Raw genomic sequence first — 18,659 nt, forward strand, 5'->3', positions numbered from 1 at the left:
TCCAAAGGTATGGTCTAAGGTGGCGAAGCAGGTCCCCGAACGCTCCAAGTCCGACGACAGCAAGCCGTCGCGTCGCTCGGCGGCAGCGCCCACGACCGACAATCCACGCCGTCAGCGCCTGTGGCGCGACCTGGGTCTGATCGCCATCGCGCCGGCGCTGCTGTATCTGGCAGCCAGTCTGTTCACGTATTCAGCAACCGACCCGGGTTGGTCGCATACCGGCAGCGTGGTTGCGCCGGTGCACAACATGGGCGGCCGCGCGGGCGCCTGGATCGCCGACGTACTGCTGCAGCTGTTCGGCTACATCGCCTTCCTGCTGCCGGTGGTGCTGGGCGCATTGGCGTGGATCGCCATGTTCGGCCTCAAGCGCGAGAGCAAGGGCGAGAACGACCTGGACCCGGCGCTGCGCCTGGTCGGCCTGGTCGGTTTCCTGATCGCAGGCACCGGTTTCCTGCACGTGCGCCTGTTCAGTGGCGACGTTTCCCATGCTGGCGGCATTCTCGGCAAGCTGGTCGGCAACTCGCTCAGCGTAGGCTTCGGCGCGCTGGGCGCGAACCTGTTCGTGCTGGTACTGCTGCTGGCCTCGATCACCCTGGCCACCGGGCTGTCCTGGTTTGTGGTCATGGAAAAGATCGGGCGCGGGGTGATGTCGCTGGCCCCGCTGCTGGAGCGCAAGAAGGAAGAAGTCACCGAATGGAAGCAGACCCGCGTGCTGCGCGAGGAGCGCCAGGAAGTGCGCAAGGCCGATGCCGAAGTGCGCGCCAAGCGTGAGCCGGTGAAGATCGAGCCGCGTCCGGAACCGGTGATCGAGAAGAGCGACCGCGCCAAGCGTGACAACCAGATTCCGATGTTCCGCGGCGTCAATGGCGACGGCTCGGATCTGCCGCCGCTGGCCCTGCTGGATGATCCCAAGCCGCAGCCGGTGGGCTATGACAAGGACACCCTGGATGCGCTGTCGCGGCAGATCGAATTCAAGCTGAAAGACTTCCGCATCGACGCGCAGGTGGTCGGCGCCAACCCGGGGCCGGTCATCACCCGCTTCGAGATCGAGCCGGCACCGGGCATCAAGGTCAGCCAGATCAGTTCGCTGGACAAGGACATCGCCCGCGGCCTGTCGGTGAAGTCGGTGCGTGTGGTCGATGTCATTCCGGGCAAATCGGTGATCGGCCTGGAAATTCCCAACGTCACCCGCGAGATGATCTACCTGTCCGAACTGCTGCGCTCCAAGGAGTACGACAAGTCGGCCAGCGTGCTGACCCTGGCGCTGGGCAAGGACATTGCCGGCCGCTCGACCGTGGCCGACCTAGCGCGCATGCCGCACCTGCTGGTGGCCGGTACCACCGGTTCGGGCAAGTCGGTGGCGGTCAACGCCATGGTGCTCAGCCTGCTGTTCAAGGCATCGCCGAAAGACCTGCGGATGCTGATGATCGATCCCAAGATGCTCGAGCTGAGCGTCTACCAGGGCATTCCGCACCTGCTGGCGCCGGTGGTCACCGACATGAAGGAGGCCGCCAACGGCCTGCGCTGGTGCGTGGCCGAGATGGAACGCCGCTACAAGCTGATGAGCGCGGTGGGCGTGCGCAACCTGGCCGGCTTCAACAAGAAGGTGAAGGACGCCCAGGACGCCGGCCAGCCGATGATGGACCCGCTGTTCAAGCCGAACCCGGAGCTGGGCGAAGCGCCGCGACCGCTGGAGACGCTGCCGTTCATCGTCATCTTCATCGACGAATTCGCCGACATGATGATGATCGTCGGCAAGAAGGTCGAAGAGCTGATCGCGCGCCTGGCGCAGAAGGCGCGTGCGGCCGGCATCCACCTGATCCTGGCCACCCAGCGCCCGTCGGTGGACGTGATCACCGGCCTGATCAAGGCCAACATCCCGACCCGTATCGCCTTCCAGGTCAGCTCCAAGATCGACTCGCGCACCATCCTCGACCAGTCCGGCGCGGAAACGCTGCTCGGCCACGGCGACATGCTGTACCTGCCGCCCGGTACGGCCATGCCAGAGCGTGTGCACGGTGCCTTCGTGTCCGATGAAGAAGTGCATCGCGTGGTCGAACACCTCAAGGCGATGGGCCCGGCCGACTATGTCGACGGCGTGCTGGATGAAGTGCAGACGATGGGCGATGGCGTGGTGGTGGGTGCCACCGGCCTGCCGGAGACCAATTCCGGCGGCGATGAATCCGATCCGCTGTACGACGAGGCGCTGCGCGTGGTCACCGAGACCCGTCGCGCATCGATTTCCGGTGTGCAGCGTCGCCTGAAGATCGGCTACAACCGTGCAGCGCGGCTGATCGAGGCCATGGAAGCGGCCGGTGTGGTCAGTTCGCCCGAGCACAACGGCGACCGCACGGTGCTGGCACCGCCGCCGCCGAAGTAAGCCCTGCCGCAACCCCGACGTCCAAGGAACCGACGCATGCTTCGACCCGTTTCCAGCGCGCTGGCGCTGGCCTGTCTGCTGGCGGCCGGCCCGGCGCTGGCTGATGCGGCCGCCACTGCCGCACAGCCTGCGGTGGCGCCGCCGTCAACCGGCAGCGATGCCGAGGCCAGCAACAACTTCAGTTTCGTACGCTATCGCGCCGACTACCAGGTGCGCGCCGATGCCGGCAACGTACAGACCGAAACGTACGAAATCCTGCTCAAGACCAAGGCCGCGGTGGAGCAGTTCAGCCAGGTACGGTTGAGCTACAGCGAGAAGATGGAAACGCTGGACGTGGTCAACGCCTACACGTTGACCGCCGATGGCCAGCGCCGCGAAGTGCCGGCCGACCGCATCTATACCCAGGAAAGCTATTCCAGCGCCTCGGCGGCCATGTATGCCGACCGCAAGGTGCGGGTGATCGTGTTCCCGAACCTGGCGCCCGGCACACGACTGTTCTACCAGGTGCGCCGCACCCAGCTGACCCCGTACTTCCCGGGCTACTTCGGCCTCTGGGAGACCTTCAATGTGTTTACCCAGTACGACGATGCCGAGGTGACCCTGAGTGCGCCGGCCAACCTGCCGATGCATGTGGACAGCCGCGGCGTGCAGGGCAGTGACCGTCCGGTGGTGAAGAACGGCCAGGCGCAATGGCGCTGGCGCTACCAGCGGCGGGAACCGATGCAGGTGCAGAACTGGTCGGCGGCGGTGTGGGAGTTCGGCCCGAACATCATGGCCAGCACCTACCGCGACTGGGCACAGATGGGGCGCGCCTACCAGTTGAAAGCCGGGCAGGCCGCGCAGGTGACGCCGGAGATCCAGGCGTTGGCCGACGAGGTGACCGCAGGCATCAGCGACCGCCGTGCGCAGGCCGACGCACTGTATCGCTGGGTGGCGCAGAACATCCGATACGTGGCGGTCTACCTGGGCAATGGCGGGCTGGAGCCGAACAGCGCGCAGAGCATCCTCGACAATCACTATGGTGACTGCAAGGACCACGTGGCCATCCTGGAGGCGCTGCTCGCTGCCAAGGGCATCACCAGTTCGGCGGTGCTGATCGGTGCCGGTGGCGGCCCGACGCTGCCGAAGATTCCCCTGCTGGGGCGCTTCAACCACGCCATCACCTATGTGCCCGAATTCGATCTCTACCTGGATTCGACCAGTGCGTGGGCGCGTTTTGGCCAGCTGCCGGATGGTGACCTCGGCGCGCCGGTGCTGCATACCCGCGATGCGACCCTGGCGCGGACGCCGGCCAACGATCCGCAGCGCAACGCGACGGTGATGGACGTGCGTTTCACCTTCGATGCGCAGGGCAATCTGCAGGGTGAGACCGTGCCGCAGTTGAGCGACAACGCCGAGATCGGCATGCGCGCGCAGTTTGCCCAGCTCAATGCACAGAACCGGGCGCGGGCGGAAGAATCGATCATGGCGGCATCCGGCTTTGATGGCCGCGGCCAGCTGCAGCTGCAGGGCGTGCCGGTGGATCTGACCCGGCCGTTCGGCTACCGCATGGCGTTCCAGGCCGAAGACTACGTGGACTTCGGCGTCGCTGGCGGCATGGCGGTGCCCGATCCGCCCGGTGGCGAGTCGGTGCGCGGGCTGTACGCCACCGCGTCGGCGCCGGACAACGAAACGCCGTTCTACTGCTACGCCAGCCTGCGTGAAGAGACCTACCGGCTGCAGTTCCCGGCCAATGCGCCGGTGATTGCGATGCCGGCCAGCCAGCGCTTCGCCAATGCGGCGGGTGAGTACCGGGTGGATTGGAGCCGGCAGGGCCAGGAAGTGACCGTGCACCACCGGCTGCAGCAGAACGCGGTGCGCGGCGCCGATGCCCTGTGCCAGCCGCAGGATTACGCGGCCTTCCGGGCCCTGTACCGCGAGGTCCGGCGCGGTTTCCGTGGCCAGGTGCTGTACGGCAAGGTGCCGGGGGTTGGCGGCTGAATCGCCGATGGACGGGCGGGGCGTCATAATGGCGCCCTGATCGCCCATTCATCTTTTTCCGGGCACACTGGTACCCATCTTTCCTGGCGCGCGCGCCCACAGGATTTCCGTATGAATTTCCGTCTCCGCCGTATCCTTGCCACCACCACCCTGGCCGTGGCCTGCGCCGCTGCCGGCAGCGCCTGGGCTGGCGCCCGCGATGACCTGAAGACCTTCACCATCGGCCTGAAAGGTCTGGACGGGCAGTTCAGCCAGCAGGTGTTCGACAGCCGTGGCAAGGTCAAGGAATCCACCAGCGGCCGCGTGGCGCTGTCGGCACCGCGCCTGTTCCGCTGGGAATACGTGCGCCCGCACGAACAGCTGATCGTGGCCGATGGCAAGAAGGTCTGGATGTTCGAGCCGGACCTGGAGCAGGCCACCGTGCGCGAGCAGGGCAAGGAAGAGCAGAACAGCCCGCTGACCGCGCTGATCAATCCGGCACTGCTGGAGCAGCAGTACGACGTGAGTGAAGAGGCCGCCGCCCGTGATGGCCTGCAGTGGCTTTCGCTGTCGCCCAAGCGCGAGACCGAAGCCAGCTTCCAGTACGCCGCGCTGGGCTTCAATGCACAGGGTCTGGCCAAGATGGAAATCACCGATGCGGTGGGCCAGCGCACCGTGATCACCTTCAGCGGCTGGAAGCGCAACCCGGGCTTCGCGGCCGGTACCTTCAGCTTCACCCCGCCGAAGGGTACCGACGTCATCGGTAACTGATTGCATCGCCGGGCATGGCCTGGCGCTACCGCGATCTGACCTGATCCGCCCCGGTAGGTGCCAACCTTGGTTGGCACGCTTTCGGCTGGCTCATCCGTTGTCAGGGTGAACAATGACCTGCCATTGGAAGCCATCGAAGCGGACCAGATCCCAAGGCGTCAGCACCCACAGCACTCCATCGGCGGAACTGATGTCGTTAATGGCGGCGTCCACCAGTTCTTCAGGAATGCCTGCCTCCAGGTGTTCAACCACTCCAGAGGTGGGGCTGTAGAGATAGAGTCCATTCTCTGGGCCGATGTAGATGGATTGTCCGTACTGGCAGGCGCAGTAGAACGGGATGTCAGGGCTGATCTGATGCAGGATGGGCGTGAAACCCGTATTGATCCGTCCCGTCACGATTGTTGCCTCGGTGCCGACCAGGAACAGTTCGCCCGAATCCGTCCTGGATGCATGCAGCAGTTCGGCGGAGGTGATCTGCTCTGGAATGGTCCAGCTCGCGCCATTCCAGTGCGCAATCAGGCCGTCAGAACCGATCGCATAGAGATCGGTAAAGCCGGTTCCGCAAAGGTCATTCACGCTTGCCAGATCCAAATCAGCGAGTAGCTGATCGAGCGCTTGATTCTTGCCGATTTGCGCTAGATCGGCGCGTGATTCTTCAAATCTTCGCCGAAGCTCTGCGTCGCGTTCCGCAGGGTCAGCTGGTAGTGGTGGTACTCCGTCCAGTTCGAACAGATGGCCAACGCAGGCAAGCCAGTTGTCGAAATCAATTGACTCAAGATCGTCCTTGAGATTCCCGCGTTCGGGTGCGGGTAAGTGGGTGGGAAGTTGCTTCCAGCCAGTTTCGCTACGGTGATAGATCATTCCGTGTACGCCGCAGCAGAACAGATCCTCGCCCAGCTGCCGAATCCGGGTCAGGCCCCCGGGGAAGTCATCGCCTTCAGGAGAAATGTACTCGCACGTGGTGCCCCCTCGAGTGAGATCTTCGAGCTGACCGTAAAAGTCCAGGGCCAGCACCCTGCGAGCACGCCCATCCGGGTGTTCAGGGATGAAGGCGGTGGACTCAACCTGCCAATCGGACAGGTCGTGGTAGAACCACTTTTCACTCGTTTGATTCTGATAGAAGAACATCCGGGAGGGCGGACCGGGATCCGGGTCGTAGCATTCGTGACCAGGGCCAATCCTCGCAGCCAAGTAGTAGATGTCCGCGTCGACAGCACAACCAGCGACAAACTGAAGAACATTGGATTCGGGATCGCGCACGGCGTGGGTCCTGGATGGCTGAGGTTCGTATTCTCGGTCGCTGCTCGCTTCGGAGGGGGCTGCGGGAACGCGCCGTATTTATATCAGTAACTTATCTGCGGATTGGCAATACCCATTGCGGCCCATTTCCGACAAATTGCTGGGCTTCCGGTCAGCGGCCGGCACTACCCATCGTCGAACATCGCGGGCTCCGCCGGGCATGGCCCGGCGCTACCACTGGGCGGCGCGGTACAATGAGCGGGTGCCAAGACATCGCTCCACTTCCTTCCCCGGCCCCGATCTGCTGAGCGTCGATCGGGAACACATGCGCCCGCTGGCCGAGCGCATGCGCCCGCGAACGCTCGACGAAATGGTCGGGCAGAAGAGGCTTCTCGCGCCAGAGAGCGCGCTGCGCCGTGCGGTCGAATCCGGCCGCGTGCATTCGATGATCCTGTGGGGACCACCGGGCTGCGGCAAGACCACGCTGGCGCTGCTGCTGGCCGAGTATTCCGACGCCGAGTTCCGGGCCATTTCCGCGGTGCTGTCCGGTCTGCCGGAAGTGCGCCAGGTACTGGCCGAAGCCGCACAGCGTTTCGCTGAAGGCCGGCGCACCGTGCTGTTCGTCGACGAAGTGCACCGTTTCAACAAGGCGCAGCAGGATGCATTCCTGCCGCACATCGAGCGCGGCACCATCCTGTTCGTCGGCGCGACCACCGAGAACCCGTCGTTCGAACTGAACTCGGCGCTGCTGTCGCGTTGCCGCGTGCACGTGCTGGAAGGCGTGTCGCCCACCGATATCGTCGAGGCACTGGAACGTGCCCTGGGTGATCGCGAGCGCGGCCTGGGCGAGGAGGGCATTGACGTGGCCCCCGAGCTGCTGCTGGAAATCGCCACGGCCGCCGACGGCGACGTACGTCGTGCGCTGACCCTGCTGGAGATCGCCGCCGAGCTGGCCGGGGGCGAGGGTGGCCGCATCACCCCGCAGACCCTCACCCAGGTGCTGGCCGACCGCACCCGCCGCTTCGACAAGGGCGGCGAGCAGTTCTACGACCAGATCTCGGCGCTGCACAAATCGGTGCGCAGCTCCAATCCCGATGCGGCGCTGTACTGGCTTACGCGCATGCTCGACGGCGGCTGCGATCCGTCCTATCTGGCACGCCGGCTGACCCGCATGGCCATCGAAGATATCGGCCTGGCCGATCCGCGCGCGCAGAGCATGGCGCTGGAAGCGTGGGACATCTACGAGCGGTTGGGCAGCCCGGAAGGCGAGCTCGCCTTCGCCCAGCTGGTGCTGTACCTGGCCAGTACCGCCAAGTCGAACGCCGGCTATGCCGCCTTCAACCAGGCCAAGGCCGATGTGCGCGAGAGCGGTACCGAAGAAGTGCCGCTGCACCTGCGCAATGCCCCGACCAAGCTGATGAAGGAGCTGGGCTACGGCGCTGAGTACCAGTATGACCATGATGCCGAGGGCGGCATCGCGCTGGACCAGACCGGCTTCCCCGATGCGATGGGCGAGCGGGTGTATTACAACCCGGTGCCGCGCGGGCTGGAAATCAAGTTGAAGGAAAAGCTGGACCGACTGCGCGCGGAGCGCGAGGCGGCGCGGGCGGCGAAGGGCAGGTAGGCCGGCCACCGCCAGCATTGCCTCAGATGAATGCGTTTGGCACACTGCGCGGCTTCTCTCTTCAAGGAACGATGCCGTGCAGGAAATGACTCTGGCGTTGAAACGCTATGCCCAGTTCGATGGCCGCGCCAACCGGCGGGAGTACTGGATGTTCCAGTTGTTCCTGTTCCTGGTCTCGGTGGTGTTGATGATTCCGGTGGTGGTGGCTGCCATCACCCAGACGGACTGGCTGATGGTGGCCGCATTCGTGCTGTTCGGCCTGTTCTGGCTGGCCACGTTCGTGCCGGTGCTGGCGGTGACGGTGCGTCGCCTGCACGACTGCAACCAGTCGGGCTGGATGTATCTGCTGGCCTTCGTGCCGCTGGGTGGCCTGGTGATCCTGGTGTTCTCGCTGCTGCCCGGCACCCCGGAAGACAATCAGTACGGCCCGGTCCCGACCAGCCCCTGAGGCTGTCGCACAGTGAATGCAACGAAGCCGGCCCTGGGCCGGCTTCGTCGTTTCTGCACGTGCGGTTTCTACTTCCGGAGCGGTTACTGCAGCGCGCAGTCGCCGAAGGACAGGTAGTCCGAGCCGGAACTGAACTGTAGCGTGCAGCTGGCGGTGAACGAGGCACCTTCTTCCAGTGCACTGAGCTTGGCACCTTGCTGGTCATCGGAGCTGGTCAGCCGGGCCAGCACCTGGCCCTGGTCATCGCCGGCCTCGATCAAGGGCTCGCCCTGCAGGTTGCTGGAAACACCCAGTGCGACGGCGGTGAAGGTCACCGTCTGGTTGAGCTGTTCCATGCTCAGCGTCGAATAGCCGGCTTCTTCATAGGCTTGGTAAAGCGTGGGCAGATCCTGCGCGGCATGGGCGGCCGACGGCGCAAGCAGGGCAAGGGAAAGTGCGATCAGGGCGGTGCGCTTCAAGGTTTCTCACAGTCACAGGATCCAATCCCGTGGAGGTTGTGCAGCAGGGGGGCAGGACTCCGGGCGATGGCGCTGCTGCCCATCCCATCCGCGGCCCTGCGAGGGCGGGGCGCTCCTGCGCCCCGTTGGCTGGGGAAAGTAGTGGATGGGGTGCTTCAGGCGCAAGCGCATCCGCGCGCGTGATACACAGCGTAGCGTTTGATCGATGTGATAATCATTCGCGTTTGAGGTAGACTGCGGTCCCTTGTGAACCGGCGGCCGTGTGCCGCTTCCGTCGCCGCTGATGAAGCATTTCGTCCTGCCCACGCGCCGTGGCCCGCTGGCCTGCGGCCTGGCCGTCCTGATGATGGGTCTGCTCCTGGCTACCTCGTACGCCCATGCGCAGCAGCGCAATCCACTGCAGAAGATCGGCCACACCGTGCTCGATGAGGCAGCGGCAAGCTATCGCTTCGAGACGTTCGTGATCGACAGCCCCGACCAGCAGCGTCGCTGGCGGGTGAACCTGGCCATTCCGGCCAAGGCGGCAAAGACGCCGGCGCCGGTGCTGTACGCGCTGGACGGCAACGCGGTGGCAATGGTGCTCGATCAACCGCTGCTGGCCGAGCTGGCCGCGCGCAAGGCACCACCGGTGCTGGTGCTGATCGGCTATGACAACGACCTGCGCATCGACTCGAAGGCGCGCACCCGCGACTACACCGCATGGATCGATCGTGCCGACGACGAAAGCGGTACCACCCAGGCCGTCGGTGGCGGCGCCGACGCCTTCCTCGATCTGATCGAGCGCCGCATCAAGCCGGAAGTCGAGCGCCGCGCCCGCATCGATCAGCAGCAGCAGGCGCTGTGGGGCCATTCGCTGGGCGGCCTGTTCGTGCTCAATGCGTTGTACGCGCGTCCGGCAGCCTTCCAGTACTTCCTGGCCGCCAGCCCGTCGTTGTGGTGGAGCCAGGGCGCCGCGCTGGGCGATCCGGAACAGCAGTTCGTGCAGAACCTGCACGGGCAGCCGGCCAAGGTCTGGCTGATGCTGGGGGGTGCCGAACGCGTGGGCGATCGCGGCAAGCGCGACATGAGCAACCCGCGTGTGGTCGCGCACCTGCGCCGCATTGGCGGCGCCACGCCGGATGCGGCGATGCAGCTGTCCGAACGCCTGGGCAAGGTGCAGGGGCTGACCGTGCGCTACCGCGAGTTCCCTGGGCTCGGCCATGGGCCGATGCTGCCGGCATCCTTCCATGCGGCACTGCACGAACTGTATGGCGTGACCGACCGCAGTGCGGGCGACGGCGCGCCCAATGGCAGTGACAACGCCGCCGAATGAATCTCTCCGCACGGCCGTGCCGTGCGACCTCACTACCCAGGCTGTGCTGCGACGTGCAGCGGCCCAGGCAACCGATGAATCCCGCGCCACGTGGCGCGGCCTACGTGTGCAAGGAGCCTTCCATGTCGTTCCGTCCTTCCTTCCGTCTTACCTCTCTGGCAGCCGGCCTGCTGCTGGCGGTCACCGCCACCGCGCAGCCGGTGTTCGACCAGCCCGCCAGCGCCACCTTCAAGGGCCAGGTTGTCTCACGTGGTGAGAACGTGGTGCCCGGCAGCACCGCCGATGTCACCGGCCGTGGTTTCGTGCCGGGCCAGCAGGTCAGCCTGCTGCGTGGCGACAGCGTGCTCAACGCACAGCCGGTGGTGGTCGATGCCGATGGCAACTTCAAGACCCAGCTGGCGATTCCGGCCGACGCCGTGCCGGGCACCCACCCGGTGGTGGTGCGCGCGAGCCAGCCGGCCGCCGCGACCGTATTGAAGCTGCGGGTGTCGCCGCAGGTTCCGCTGTCGGGCCAGGCGCAGTTCGCCACCCAGTCCAGCAAGCTGGTGCCGGGCCTGTACCAGTCGGCCTACAGCGCCGCCAGCAATTCGGTGTTCGTCACCTCGGCCGTGGGCCGCCCGCCGGTGACCCAGTCGCAGTTGCTGAAGCTGGACCCGAAGTCGCTGAAGGTGACCAAGGCCATCACGCCGGCGCAGGTGCCGGGCAGCACCAATGGTGCGGTCTTCGCGGTCTATGGCGTGGGCGTGGATGATGCCAACGGCAATGTCTGGGTCAGCAATACCCGCCAGGACACCGTGGCCGTATACCGCCAGGCCGATCTGTCGCTGGTGCACCAGTTCCCGGTGGGCGCCGTGCCGCACGCACGCGACGTCGTGGTCGACAGCAAGCATGGCAAGGTGTTCGCCTCGGCTGCCGGTGAAGACCACCTGTCGGTGTTCGATGCAAAGACGCTGAAAGCGCTGGAGCCGATCACCCTGGCCTCGGGCGTGGACGATGAAAAGTTCGTGCCGATGAGCCTGGTGCTGGATGAAGCCAGCGGCAAGCTGTTCACCGTCAGCATCGGCACGCCGGAAGCGGCGGTGATCGATGTGGCCAGCGGCAAGGTCGACAAGGTGATCGATCTGGGCAATTCCATCAGCGCCTCGGGCGTGGCCTTCGATGCGGCGCGCAATCGCCTGTACGTGGCCTCGCAGGGCACCGACAACCTGCTGATCGTCGATGTGGCCAGCGGCAAGGTTGTGCACGATGTGCCGGTCGGCGCCGGTGCGCTGAACGTGGCCTTCGACGCCAAGAGTGGCCTGGCCTACGTCACCAATCGCGGCGCCGGCACGGTCACCGCAGTGGATCGTGATGGCAGGATCGTCGGCAACCTGGATGGCGGCACCTTCCCGAACCACGTGCGTGCCGATGGCAAGGGCAACGTGTTTGCCGTCAACAAGTCGCGCGGCGCCGAAGACCCCAAGGGCGACCGCATCACCCGTATCAGTCTGCGCCAGCCGTAAGCCACAGGGCAGGGCGGCATCGCTGCCGCCCTGCCAGCAAGGAGAACCCGCATGAACATCGCTTCTCGTCTGCGCCTGTGTGCGCTCCCGATTGCCGTTTCACTGGTGCTGGCCGCCTGTGGTGATAAAGCGCCGCCGTCTGCCGGCAACCCAGGCGCAGCAGCACCGGCTGCCGCCACCGCCGAGGCCGGGGCACTGCCCGCAGGCTGGCAGCGGGTGGCAGGCACGGACGTGCCGACCCTGCCGGGGCAGCAGGCCGTGCTGCCGACCAAGGTGCAGTCCGACGATGGCGCCGGTGTCGAGGTGGATGACACCAGCCGGATCATTGCCGGCGGCGACGACATCATCGCGGTGATCGAAGCGCTGGGGCTGGGCAAGCAGGTGTTCGCCGCACCGACCAATACCACCACCGCGGCCGGCCTGGCGGCGCCGCACCAGTTCCTGTTCAACCGCACCACCGGCGTGGAAGGCGTGCTGAGCCTGCAGGGGTCGTTGTTCATCGGCAACAGCCTGCGTCGCCACACCGAACTGGCAAAGAAGCTGCGCGAAGTGGGCGAGCCTGCGGTGGTGATCGATGATCTGCAGGCGGCGCCGGACAAGGTGCGCAAGATCGCGGCGGTGCTGGGTGTTGCCGACGCCGGCCAGACCCTGGCCACGCAGGTGCAGCGCCAGCTGGATGAGGCGGCGGCGATCGGCAAGGGGCTGGGCCATGCGCCGCGGGTGATCCACGTGTCGGCAACCGGTGCCGGTGGCGCGCCGACCGTGGCCGGCGCCGACAGCGCATCGGCCAAGCTGATCGCGCTGGCCGGTGGCCTCAACATCGGCACCGAAGCCGGCGTGGCCAATTATTCGCAGCTGAGCAACGAAGGCGTGGTTGCGGCGGCACCGGAGGTGATCCTGGTGACCGAGCATGACCTGCAGTTGTTCGGTGGCGCCGAGGGCCTGTGGAAGGCCTATCCGACCTTGAAACAGACCCCGGCCGGTCAGGCCAACAGGGTCTGGGTGATGCCGGATGCACAGCTGAAGTACGCCAGCATCGGCTCGGGCGCAGGCGCGCTGGCGCTGGCCAAGGCACTGGCGACGTTGCCGAAGGCATGAGTCCTGCTGATCGCCGCCGCCGTCGTGGGCGGACGATGCTGTTGATCGCACTGGTCGCACTGCTGGGCGCGGTGCTGGCGTCCTTCGCGGTGGGTCCGTTGCGCCTGCCACCGCTGGAAGTGCTGCAGGCCCTTGGCGTGAAGCTGGGCCTGCTCGACCCGCAGTCGGTCAGCAGCCGTGATCTGGCCGTGGTCTGGCAGCTGCGCATTCCGCGTGCGCTGCTGGGGGCCATGGTCGGCGCCGCGCTGGCGATGGCCGGTGCCAGCCTGCAGGGGTTGTTCGGCAATCCACTGGCCGACCCCGGCATCGTGGGCGTCAGCCAGGGTGCCGCACTGGGGGCCGTCGCGGCCATCGTGCTGGGCGCTGCCGGTGCCGCCGGCTGGCTGGTGCCGGTGGCCGCATTCGGCGGTGGCGCAGCAGCCATCGGCCTGACCTACGCATTGGCGCGGCCGGGCAAGGGCAGCGGTAATGCGACGCTGCTGCTGGTCGGCATTGCGATGGCGGCGTTCTGTTCGGCGCTGATCGGCTTTCTGACCTACATCGCCAACGAAAGCGAGCTGCAGTCGCTGGTGTTCTGGCAGATGGGTTCACTGGCGCGCGCCAACTGGGCCGATGTGGCCGCCGTGGCGCCGCTGTTCGCCGTGGGCGCGCTGGCGCTGCAGCGTCTGGCCACGCCGCTGGACATGCTGGCGCTGGGTGAGCGCCAGGCGCAGCACCTGGGGTTGGATGTGGCCCGCACGCGGCGCCGGCTGGTGGCGTTCAGTGCGCTGCTGGTCGGGGCGGCGGTGGCGTTCGCCGGCTCCATCAGCTTCGTCGGGCTGGTGGTGCCGCACGTGGCGCGGCTGCTGGTCGGCCCGGGGCATCGCTGGCTGCTGCCGCTGTCCGGCCTGCTCGGTGCGCTGCTGATCGTGGTGGCCGACACCGCCGCACGCACGCTCGACCCGCCCGCCGAAATTCCGTTGGGGCTGTTCTCGGCCGCGCTGGGTGCGCCGTTCTTCCTGTGGCTGGTGCTGCAGCAGCGCCGCAAGGCCGCCGCATGAGCGCATTCCTGCAACTGCACGCGGTGGTGGTGCGCCGGCAACAGCGCGAGATTCTACATGGCATCACCCTGGCCTTCGAACCCGGCACGGTCACTGCATTGGTCGGGCCCAATGGTGCGGGCAAATCGACACTGCTGGGCGTGGCCGCAGGCGATCTGCGTGCCGACGACGGCGAGGTGCATCTGCACGGGCGGCCGCTGCGTGACTACCGCGCAGGTCCACTGGCCCGCGAGCGCGCGGTGATGCCGCAGGAGCACGGCGTGCGTTTCGCCTTCAGTGTGGAAGAAGTGGTGGCCATGGGGCGCCTGCCGCACCCACCGGATCCGGCGGTGGATGATGCGCAGGTGGAGCGTGCGATCGACGCGGCCGAACTGCAGGCGCTGCGCCTGCGCGAAGTGCAGCAGCTGTCCGGCGGTGAGTCGGCGCGCACCACCTTCGCCCGCGTGCTGACCCAGGACACGCCGCTGATCCTGCTGGACGAACCCACCGCCGCGCTGGACCTGCGGCACCAGGAACGCACGCTGCGCAGCGTGCGCGCGTGTGCAGAAGCCGGCGCCTGCGTGATCGTGGTGCTGCATGACCTGAACCTGGCGGCGGGCTACGCCGATCGCATCGTGCTGCTGGAACAGGGCAGGGTGGCCGCCGATGGCACGCCGGCGCAGGTGCTGACCGAGGACAACCTGCAGCGGGTCTATCAGCAGGATGTGGTGGTGCTGCAGCACCCGCGGCGGCGTGTACCGCTGGTGGTGGTGACGTAGCGCCAAGCGGGCTGCTGACGGCGACTGCATCCAGCAGCCCGCAGGATGCGCCTGGCAATGCTCGCCCGATGTTCGGTGAGCCGCTTGGCAATGCACGTTTCAGACAAGTTGTATGGAGCGGTGCAGCGGGGGATGAAATCCTGTTATGCCCTTGGTTGCTGCGGCTGCGACGATGAAATCCCTTTCCCTGCTGGCCGTGATGGCTTGCCTGCCCGCGCTGGCGGGCTGTACGCCGCAGCTTGATCGGGAGCGCGTCGCCAAGCCGGTGTGTCGCAGCAAGTTGACGAACCAAGCAGAGGCATGTGCGAACAAGGCGGAGGAAGCGCTGAAGCGGATTGTGGCAAAGCGTGGGAAGCGGTTCGATGCGCGCGATGCATGCTCTGCGAAGTCGACGCGGTCCGCGCAACCGTCGATCTCATTCTTCTCGGTCCTGCTGAACCCCCTGGACTACCCGCCTGGCCAACGTGTGGGTGGAACGGCTGTGCTGCAGATGCAGGTGGATGCGGCAGGCAAACTGCAATCGGTGCAGGTCGTGCAGTCCAGCGGTGACCCAGCGCAGGATGCGGCGGCCGCAGAACGGGTGTGGGACTGGTGCTACGTGCCTGCGCAACGCGAAGGGAAGGATGTCGGCGGGTTCGTCGAGCACCGGTTCTCTTTCGACATCGACGCGCCGTAGGTACATCCGCGCTGGCGATGGATGATGGCAACCCGATCGGGTAAAGCCTGCCGTTGCACAAGGCTTTATCATTGGCGGTTCGCATTTTCAAAGGATTGACCCCCATGAGCCCTGTCGTTCGCCGCTGTGCGCTGTCTGTTTCGTTGATCGCCCTGGCGGGCAGTGCCCACGCCGGCACACTGTCGCTGGAGGATGCAGCCGAGAACGCTGCCAGCATCGAGACCCGCTACTCGAAGGGGCCGGGCGCTGCGGTGACCACCTTCACCACCCAGTACTTCGCCAATGGCGAAATCATGATGGGGTGGGACAACCAGCGCGTGCTGCTGCTGTGCCGGAAAGCTGCGTACCTGAACCTGCCCGGCATGAAGCCGGAGGCGGGCAAGCTGACCGCCGAACAGCGGCAGATGGTTGCTTATGAGGCGATGATGGCCGGAATCGGAGGTATCGCCACACTGGCCGGGGTCACCGGCGAGACGATCGAATACGCCGACGACGGCAGCGAACGGCGCAGCACCGGCGAACACTCGTGGGCCTATGGCGTGGAACGCTACGAAGTGACCAGCCAGCGCCTGCCCGATGGCGCGGTGCGGGTGCGTGCGCTCAAGACCGCGACGGTGAACAAGGCCAAGCCCTCCACGCCGGACGACACCTTCAGTACCGACGATGACCAGGCCGCGCGGTTGGCCGAGCTGGCGCCGGTGGGCAGCTGGACCGAGCTGGTGATCCATGGCACGCCGCGCCAGCCTGGCAACGATCCGGCGATGTCGCTGAAGGGCTGGGTGTCGACCGTCGATGCACAGGGCGCCACGGTGGGCGAAGCGCGCCGCCTGCACGGCTGCAAGTAGGTTTCATGACGGTCTGGGCCGCAGCCACCCGTGGGGTGGCTCCAGTGGCGCTCATCGTTCCATTCATGTGCGCAATATTCACTTGCGCGCCAGATTGGCAGGTCTAGAATGCGCCCCATGAACCGGATGCCGCTCCTGAAGTTTTTCACCCTGACCCGCGCAAGCGCGGAACGGGCGTGTCTGCCTGGAGTGCCACGGGGCCGTTGATCGGCCACCGATGGACCATCCACAGAGCGCCCTCCGGGGCGCTCTTTTCGTTTCCGTCCCCCATTCCTCAACCCGCTGCACCGCAAGGAGAACGTGCCATGCACCAGATCGCCGAGACCGAACGCTAGCCGCGCACCCTGTTGCCAACCGGGGTGTGCGGCCCTCGAAGTTGGCCTTGCAGGAACCTATTCCATGAACACCCAGACTCTCTCCCTTCGCCGCAACCTCGGCATCATTGCCCACATCGACGCTGGCAAAACCACGTTGACCGAACGCCTGCTGTGGAAGAGCGGCGAGATCCATCGCGTCGGCGAAGTCCACGACGGCAACGCGACCACCGACTTTTCGGCGATCGAGCGCGAACGCGGCATCACCATCGGCGCTGCCGCCGTGCAGGCGCAGTGGGCGCCGCGCAACCTGCCGCCGCATCGGCTGACCCTGATCGACACACCCGGCCACATCGACTTCGCCATCGAAGTCGAGCGCTCGCTGCGTGTGCTCGACGGTGCCGTAGCCGTGTTCTCGGCAGTGGACGGCGTGCAGCCTCAGTCGGAAACCGTGTGGCGCCAGGCGCGCCGGCATGGTGTGCCGCTGATCGCCTTCGTCAACAAGATGGACCGCATCGGTGCGTCCTTCGAGCGCGTGCTGCAGCAGCTGCAGGACACCCTGCGGGCGCGACCGTGGGCGCTGGGCGTGCCCTTGGGCAGCGAAAGCGACTTCAACGGCTGGGTCGACCTGGTCGACCAGCGCGTGCTGCGGTGGCAGGACGGCGGCGTGGCGACGGTGACCCCATGGAGCGATGATGAGCACGCCCAGTGGGGCCCGCAGCGGGCGGCGCTGGTGCAGGCGGTGGCCGACCACGACGAAACGCTGGCCGATGCCTGGCTGGAAGGGCGGGCGGTGGACGCGGAAATGCTGCGTGCAGCGATCCGCCGCGCGACCCTGGCCGGTGCCGGCGTGCCTGTGCTTGCCGGTGCAGCGTTCAAGGACAAGGGTATCGAAACGCTGCTGGATGCAGTGGTCGATTACCTGCCATCGCCGCTGGATCGTCCTGCCGTGAGCGCCGAAAGCGATGATGGCCAGGTACTGCTTCCGCCGGATCCGGCGGGTCCGCTGGCGGGCCTGCTGTTCAAGATCACCCACCAGCAGCACGGTGCGTTGAGCTTTGTGCGGTTGTACTCGGGCACCTTGAAGGTAGGCGACAGCGTGGCCAGTTCGCTGCACCCGCAGGGACGGCGTGTCAGCCGGCTGGTGCGGGTACAGGCCGAGCAGACCCACGACATCGAGCAGGCCGTGGCCGGTGACATCGTCGCGGTGCTGGGCTGGAAGGATGCCATCAGCGGTGAAACGCTGAGCGGGCGAGGGCAGCCGCTGCGGCTGGAGAGCATCCAGGCGCAGGCACCGGTGCTGGCGTGGCGGCTGGAAGCGGCGCGCGCGGCTGACCTGATCCGCATCGCGCAGGGCCTGGCAAGCCTGGCCCAGGAGGACCCGTCGTTCCGCGTTGAAACCGAGCGCGACAGTGGCGAGACCCTCATCTGGGGCATGGGCGAGCTGCACCTGGAGGTGATGGTGGAGCGCCTGCGCAGTGAGTGGAAGGTGGACGTGGGCATTGGTGCGCCGCGCGTGGCCTACCAGGAAACGCCGCTGCGCGCCGTTGAAGGCGCGGTGGGCCGGGTGGTCAAGCAGAGTGGTGGCCAGGGCCAGTTCGCGCATGTGGTGCTGGACGTGGCGCCGCGCGATGACGATCAAGTCGTGTTCAACGATCGCATCGTCGGTGGCGTTATCCCGCGTGGCTTCATCGCCGCGGTGGAAAAAGGCGTGCGTGCCACGCTGTCGGAAGGCCCGCAGGGGCATCCGGTGGTCGGCATTGAAATCAGCCTGGTCGATGGACAGACCCATGCCAAGGACTCTTCGGAGATGGCATTCCACCGCGCCGGTAGCGAGGCGATCAAGGCGGCGCTGGCCACGGGGGGTACGCAGCTGCTGGAGCCGGTGATGGCGGTGACGGTGCATTCGCCGTCGGCGTCGGTGGGTGACGTGGTGGGCGATCTCAACCGTCGCCATGGCCGCATTGCCCGCATCGATGACCAGGAGGGTCGCGCCGAAGTGAGCGGCTTCGCACCGCTGGCGCAGTTGGTGGGCTACACCACCGCGCTGCGCTCGCTCAGCCAGGGACGGGCCAGTAGCGAGGCGCAGCTGCATGGTTACGAGCCGGTGCGCAGTGCATAGTGGAACAGCGCAGGGGAGCCCGTTCGCGGGCTCCCTTTTTTTGTGGGCGCGCTTTGTTGCACTGCATTGCAACAAAACTGCAGAAAAAGCTGGATTAAAGTGATGCCTCACGA

15 protein-coding genes are annotated in these 18,659 nt (G+C 66.3%); 13 read left to right on the forward strand and 2 right to left on the reverse strand.

All coding sequences use genetic code 11. The annotated features are described in order from the left end of the window. Nucleotides 1–19: 19 nt before the first annotated feature. The 3 genes from ACVOLJ_RS00430 (at nt 20) to lolA (ending at nt 5,110) form a co-directional block, all read left to right on the forward strand. Nucleotides 20–2,380 carry a DNA translocase FtsK gene (locus ACVOLJ_RS00430; RefSeq protein WP_475278737.1) on the forward strand — a complete coding sequence of 787 codons (2,361 nt, stop codon included), beginning with the start codon at nt 20–22 and terminating at the stop codon, nt 2,378–2,380. A gap of 36 nt (nt 2,381–2,416) precedes the next feature. Then, the gene (locus ACVOLJ_RS00435) at nt 2,417–4,360 is read left to right on the forward strand and encodes a DUF3857 domain-containing protein (RefSeq protein WP_481563126.1); all 1,944 of its coding nucleotides are present in this window, start codon (nt 2,417–2,419) and stop codon (nt 4,358–4,360) included. A 111-nt stretch (nt 4,361–4,471) separates the two neighbouring features. Next, on the forward strand, nt 4,472–5,110 hold the full coding sequence (gene lolA, locus ACVOLJ_RS00440) for an outer membrane lipoprotein periplasmic chaperone LolA (RefSeq protein ID WP_481563127.1): 639 nt from the start codon (nt 4,472–4,474) through the stop codon (nt 5,108–5,110). Between the two features lie 90 nt (nt 5,111–5,200). Here lolA and ACVOLJ_RS00445 read toward each other — a convergent pair whose 3' ends face one another. Then, on the reverse strand, nt 5,201–6,370 hold the full coding sequence (locus tag ACVOLJ_RS00445) for a hypothetical protein (RefSeq protein ID WP_481563128.1): 1,170 nt from the start codon (nt 6,368–6,370) through the stop codon (nt 5,201–5,203). A 304-nt stretch (nt 6,371–6,674) separates the two neighbouring features. Between ACVOLJ_RS00445 and ACVOLJ_RS00450 the strand changes: the two genes are divergently transcribed. Together ACVOLJ_RS00450 and ACVOLJ_RS00455 are read left to right on the forward strand one after the other, a co-directional pair. After that, on the forward strand, nt 6,675–7,973 hold the full coding sequence (locus ACVOLJ_RS00450) for a replication-associated recombination protein A (protein ID WP_481563129.1): 1,299 nt from the start codon (nt 6,675–6,677) through the stop codon (nt 7,971–7,973). A 76-nt stretch (nt 7,974–8,049) separates the two neighbouring features. Beyond that, the gene (locus tag ACVOLJ_RS00455) at nt 8,050–8,421 is read left to right on the forward strand and encodes a DUF805 domain-containing protein (protein WP_475278742.1); all 372 of its coding nucleotides are present in this window, start codon (nt 8,050–8,052) and stop codon (nt 8,419–8,421) included. Nucleotides 8,422–8,504: 83 nt separating this feature from the next. Here ACVOLJ_RS00455 and ACVOLJ_RS00460 read toward each other — a convergent pair whose 3' ends face one another. Beyond that, complete coding sequence (locus tag ACVOLJ_RS00460) at nt 8,505–8,879, reverse strand: hypothetical protein (RefSeq protein ID WP_481563130.1); 375 nt, start codon at nt 8,877–8,879, stop codon at nt 8,505–8,507. Between the two features lie 283 nt (nt 8,880–9,162). On the opposite strand from ACVOLJ_RS00460, the gene ACVOLJ_RS00465 reads away from it, so the two are divergent. The 8 genes from ACVOLJ_RS00465 (at nt 9,163) to fusA (ending at nt 18,546) form a co-directional block, all read left to right on the forward strand. Further along, entirely contained in the window at nt 9,163–10,191 is a 1,029-nt protein-coding gene (locus ACVOLJ_RS00465; RefSeq protein ID WP_481563131.1) for an alpha/beta hydrolase, read from the forward strand. A 122-nt stretch (nt 10,192–10,313) separates the two neighbouring features. Then, entirely contained in the window at nt 10,314–11,693 is a 1,380-nt protein-coding gene (locus ACVOLJ_RS00470; protein WP_481563132.1) for a YncE family protein, read from the forward strand. A 51-nt stretch (nt 11,694–11,744) separates the two neighbouring features. Further along, the gene (locus ACVOLJ_RS00475; RefSeq protein WP_475278746.1) at nt 11,745–12,791 is read left to right on the forward strand and encodes a heme/hemin ABC transporter substrate-binding protein; all 1,047 of its coding nucleotides are present in this window, start codon (nt 11,745–11,747) and stop codon (nt 12,789–12,791) included. Further along, a complete protein-coding gene (locus ACVOLJ_RS00480) occupies nt 12,788–13,831 on the forward strand; it encodes a FecCD family ABC transporter permease (RefSeq protein ID WP_475278747.1) in 1,044 nt (347 codons plus the stop codon). Before ACVOLJ_RS00475 ends, ACVOLJ_RS00480 begins: the two co-directional genes overlap by 4 nt. Next, nucleotides 13,828–14,589 (forward strand): heme ABC transporter ATP-binding protein, encoded by a 762-nt coding sequence (locus tag ACVOLJ_RS00485; protein WP_481563133.1) that lies wholly within the window; start codon nt 13,828–13,830, stop codon nt 14,587–14,589. Before ACVOLJ_RS00480 ends, ACVOLJ_RS00485 begins: the two co-directional genes overlap by 4 nt. A gap of 172 nt (nt 14,590–14,761) precedes the next feature. Beyond that, complete coding sequence (locus tag ACVOLJ_RS00490) at nt 14,762–15,265, forward strand: energy transducer TonB family protein (RefSeq protein WP_481563134.1); 504 nt, start codon at nt 14,762–14,764, stop codon at nt 15,263–15,265. 104 nt (nt 15,266–15,369) lie between these two features. After that, nucleotides 15,370–16,110, forward strand: a complete 741-nt coding sequence (locus ACVOLJ_RS00495) for a hypothetical protein (RefSeq protein ID WP_481563135.1) — start codon at nt 15,370–15,372, stop codon at nt 16,108–16,110. 399 nt (nt 16,111–16,509) lie between these two features. Continuing rightward, nucleotides 16,510–18,546, forward strand: a complete 2,037-nt coding sequence (gene fusA, locus ACVOLJ_RS00500) for an elongation factor G (RefSeq protein WP_475278751.1) — start codon at nt 16,510–16,512, stop codon at nt 18,544–18,546. Nucleotides 18,547–18,659: the final 113 nt, after the last annotated feature.

Source organism: Stenotrophomonas sp. STEN046 (genome assembly GCF_056759755.1).

Bases quoted from the DNA above. Each gene is read 5' to 3' on its own strand.
- ACVOLJ_RS00435 (WP_481563126.1), top strand. From the start codon at position 2,417: ATGCTTCGACCCGTTTCCAGCGCGCTGGCGCTGGCCTGTCTGCTGGCG.
- lolA (WP_481563127.1), top strand. From the start codon at position 4,472: ATGAATTTCCGTCTCCGCCGTATCCTTGCCACCACCACCCTGGCCGTG.
- ACVOLJ_RS00450 (WP_481563129.1), top strand. From the start codon at position 6,675: ATGCGCCCGCTGGCCGAGCGCATGCGCCCGCGAACGCTCGACGAAATG.
- ACVOLJ_RS00465 (WP_481563131.1), top strand. From the start codon at position 9,163: ATGAAGCATTTCGTCCTGCCCACGCGCCGTGGCCCGCTGGCCTGCGGC.
- ACVOLJ_RS00470 (WP_481563132.1), top strand. From the start codon at position 10,314: ATGTCGTTCCGTCCTTCCTTCCGTCTTACCTCTCTGGCAGCCGGCCTG.
- ACVOLJ_RS00475 (WP_475278746.1), top strand. From the start codon at position 11,745: ATGAACATCGCTTCTCGTCTGCGCCTGTGTGCGCTCCCGATTGCCGTT.
- ACVOLJ_RS00480 (WP_475278747.1), top strand. From the start codon at position 12,788: ATGAGTCCTGCTGATCGCCGCCGCCGTCGTGGGCGGACGATGCTGTTG.
- ACVOLJ_RS00485 (WP_481563133.1), top strand. From the start codon at position 13,828: ATGAGCGCATTCCTGCAACTGCACGCGGTGGTGGTGCGCCGGCAACAG.
- ACVOLJ_RS00490 (WP_481563134.1), top strand. From the start codon at position 14,762: ATGAAATCCCTTTCCCTGCTGGCCGTGATGGCTTGCCTGCCCGCGCTG.
- ACVOLJ_RS00495 (WP_481563135.1), top strand. From the start codon at position 15,370: ATGAGCCCTGTCGTTCGCCGCTGTGCGCTGTCTGTTTCGTTGATCGCC.
- fusA (WP_475278751.1), top strand. From the start codon at position 16,510: ATGAACACCCAGACTCTCTCCCTTCGCCGCAACCTCGGCATCATTGCC.